Here is a 2,939-nt window from a genome sequence, read left to right as displayed (position 1 = left end):
TTTTAGTTTGGTTAAGTTAGAAAGGGCGCACGGTGGATGCCTTGACACTAGGAGTCGATGAAGGACGGGACTAACGCCGATATGCTTCGGGGAGCTGTAAGTAAGCTTTGATCCGAAGATTTCCGAATGGGGAAACCCACCATACGTAATGGTATGGTATCCTTACCTGAATACATAGGGTAAGGAAGACAGACCCAGGGAACTGAAACATCTAAGTACCTGGAGGAAGAGAAAGCAAATGCGATTTCCTGAGTAGCGGCGAGCGAAACGGAACATAGCCCAAACCAAGAGGCTTGCCTCTTGGGGTTGTAGGACATTCTATACGGAGTTACAAAGGAACGAGGTAGACGAAGCGACCTGGAAAGGTCCGTCGTAGAGGGTAACAACCCCGTAGTCGAAACTTCGTTCTCTCTTGAATGTATCCTGAGTACGGCGGAACACGTGAAATTCCGTCGGAATCTGGGAGGACCATCTCCCAAGGCTAAATACTCCCTAGTGATCGATAGTGAACCAGTACCGTGAGGGAAAGGTGAAAAGCACCCCGGAAGGGGAGTGAAAGAGATCCTGAAACCGTGTGCCTACAAATAGTCAGAGCCCGTTAATGGGTGATGGCGTGCCTTTTGTAGAATGAACCGGCGAGTTACGATCCCGTGCGAGGTTAAGCTGAAGAGGCGGAGCCGCAGCGAAAGCGAGTCTGAATAGGGCGTTTAGTACGTGGTCGTAGACCCGAAACCAGGTGATCTACCCATGTCCAGGGTGAAGTTCAGGTAACACTGAATGGAGGCCCGAACCCACGCACGTTGAAAAGTGCGGGGATGAGGTGTGGGTAGCGGAGAAATTCCAATCGAACCTGGAGATAGCTGGTTCTCCCCGAAATAGCTTTAGGGCTAGCCTTAAGTGTAAGAGTCTTGGAGGTAGAGCACTGATTGAACTAGGGGTCCTCATCGGATTACCGAATTCAGTCAAACTCCGAATGCCAATGACTTATCCTTAGGAGTCAGACTGCGAGTGATAAGATCCGTAGTCAAGAGGGAAACAGCCCAGATCGCCAGCTAAGGTCCCAAAGTGTGTATTAAGTGGAAAAGGATGTGGAGTTGCTTAGACAACTAGGATGTTGGCTTAGAAGCAGCCACCATTTAAAGAGTGCGTAATAGCTCACTAGTCGAGTGACTCTGCGCCGAAAATGTACCGGGGCTAAATACACCACCGAAGCTGCGAATTGATACCAATGGTATCAGTGGTAGGGGAGCGTTCTAAGTGCAGTGAAGTCAGACCGGAAGGACTGGTGGAGCGCTTAGAAGTGAGAATGCCGGTATGAGTAGCGAAAGACGGGTGAGAATCCCGTCCACCGAATGCCTAAGGTTTCCTGAGGAAGGCTCGTCCGCTCAGGGTTAGTCAGGACCTAAGCCGAGGCCGACAGGCGTAGGCGATGGACAACAGGTTGATATTCCTGTACCACCTCTTTATCGTTTGAGCAATGGAGGGACGCAGAAGGATAGAAGAAGCGTGCGATTGGTTGTGCACGTCCAAGCAGTTAGGCTGATAAGTAGGCAAATCCGCTTATCGTGAAGGCTGAGCTGTGATGGGGAAGCTCCTTATGGAGCGAAGTCTTTGATTCCCCGCTGCCAAGAAAAGCTTCTAGCGAGATAAAAGGTGCCTGTACCGCAAACCGACACAGGTAGGCGAGGAGAGAATCCTAAGGTGTGCGAGAGAACTCTGGTTAAGGAACTCGGCAAAATGACCCCGTAACTTCGGGAGAAGGGGTGCTTTCTTAACGGAAAGCCGCAGTGAATAGGCCCAAGCGACTGTTTAGCAAAAACACAGGTCTCTGCGAAGCCGTAAGGCGAAGTATAGGGGCTGACACCTGCCCGGTGCTGGAAGGTTAAGGAGAGGGGTTAGCGTAAGCGAAGCTCTGAACTGAAGCCCCAGTAAACGGCGGCCGTAACTATAACGGTCCTAAGGTAGCGAAATTCCTTGTCGGGTAAGTTCCGACCCGCACGAAAGGTGTAACGATTTGGGCACTGTCTCAACCAGAGACTCGGTGAAATTATAGTACCTGTGAAGATGCAGGTTACCCGCGACAGGACGGAAAGACCCCGTGGAGCTTTACTGTAGCCTGATATTGAATTTTGGTACATTTTGTACAGGATAGGCGGGAGCCATTGAAACCGGAGCGCTAGCTTCGGTGGAGGCGCTGGTGGGATACCGCCCTGAATGTATTGAAATTCTAACCTACGGGTCTTATCGACCCGGGAGACAGTGTCAGGTGGGCAGTTTGACTGGGGCGGTCGCCTCCTAAAGTGTAACGGAGGCGCCCAAAGGTTCCCTCAGAATGGTTGGAAATCATTCGTAGAGTGCAAAGGCATAAGGGAGCTTGACTGCGAGACCTACAAGTCGAGCAGGGACGAAAGTCGGGCTTAGTGATCCGGTGGTTCCGCATGGAAGGGCCATCGCTCAACGGATAAAAGCTACCCCGGGGATAACAGGCTTATCTCCCCCAAGAGTCCACATCGACGGGGAGGTTTGGCACCTCGATGTCGGCTCATCGCATCCTGGGGCTGTAGTCGGTCCCAAGGGTTGGGCTGTTCGCCCATTAAAGCGGTACGCGAGCTGGGTTCAGAACGTCGTGAGACAGTTCGGTCCCTATCCGTCGTGGGCGTAGGAAATTTGAGAGGAGCTGTCCTTAGTACGAGAGGACCGGGATGGACGCACCGCTGGTGTACCAGTTGTTCTGCCAAGGGCATAGCTGGGTAGCTATGTGCGGAAGGGATAAGTGCTGAAAGCATCTAAGCATGAAGCCCCCCTCAAGATGAGATTTCCCATAGCGTAAGCTAGTAAGATCCCTGAAAGATGATCAGGTTGATAGGTTCGAGGTGGAAGCATGGTGACATGTGGAGCTGACGAATACTAATAGATCGAGGACTTAACCATATAATATG

1 rRNA gene is annotated in these 2,939 nt (G+C 51.6%); it reads left to right on the top strand.

Features of this window, described 5'->3' with window-relative positions:
* Positions 1–9 precede the first annotated feature (9 nt).
* A 23S ribosomal RNA gene (locus ILT06_RS32035) occupies positions 10–2,931 on the top strand.
* Positions 2,932–2,939: the final 8 nt, after the last annotated feature.

Source organism: Bacillus sp. 17RED48 (assembly GCF_019837545.1).
GTDB lineage: Bacteria > Bacillota > Bacilli > Bacillales > Bacillaceae_G > Bacillus_A > Bacillus_A wiedmannii.
The sequence above is the reverse complement of the archived record's forward strand: the minus strand, read 5'-3'. Positions and strand labels throughout refer to the sequence as shown.